This window comes from Mycobacterium sp. E2462, assembly GCF_001672685.1.
In the GTDB taxonomy this organism is placed as follows: Bacteria; Actinomycetota; Actinomycetes; order Mycobacteriales; family Mycobacteriaceae; genus Mycobacterium.
The window spans coordinates 1-636 of the sequence record NZ_LZKC01000476.1 but is presented as its reverse complement, the minus strand read 5'-3'; the positions used below and the strand labels follow the sequence as shown (position 1 = coordinate 636).

1 protein-coding gene is annotated in these 636 nt (G+C 72.8%); it reads right to left on the bottom strand.

All coding sequences use genetic code 11. The features are described 5' to 3' along the window. Positions 1 to 547 (bottom strand): permease (locus tag A5714_RS24430; RefSeq protein ID WP_231975897.1); only part of this gene is annotated, 547 nt, incomplete at its 3' end. Between the last annotated feature and the right edge of the window lie 89 nt (positions 548 to 636).

Below are 636 nucleotides of genomic sequence, written 5' to 3'. Positions count from 1 at the left end.
TGATCCACTCGGCACGGCCCCAACGCGCCCACGCCCAGCCCATCACCACCGCCGTCAACAGAGAAGCGCCCGCGCGGGCAAGCACCATTTCGGGCGCACCGGGAAACGCGACGGCGGTGGCCACCAGGACAACGGGATTGATCGCCGGCGCGGCCAGCATGAACGCCAGCGCCGCGGCGCCCGTCGCCCCGCCGTCGCCGAACAATCGCCGCGCCAACGGCACCGAGCCACACTCGCAGCCGGGCAGCGCCGCCCCGCCGATGCCCGCGGCGAGCACCGCCAGCCCTGGGCGCCGGGGCAGCCAGCGGGCCAGGCGCTGCGGCGAGACGAACGCCGCGATCAGGCCGCTGACCACGACACCGAGAACCAGGAACGGCACAGCCTGCACGAAGACCCCGCAGAACACCGTCCCCACGGTCGACAGCGCGGCGCTGTCGAGGACCGTGGCGCGCAGCGTCGTCGCCGACAGCGCGCAGATCAGCAGGAGGCCGACAAGGACTTCCATGGACCCCGGCCGCAGACTGCGCCCGGATTTCAGCGTCGGCACCGCACCATTATTCCGCGCGGGCGCTTCTCTGTTGACGGCGGTGGTGATGGGCTGGGCGTGGGCGCGTTGGGGCCGTGCCGAGTGGATCA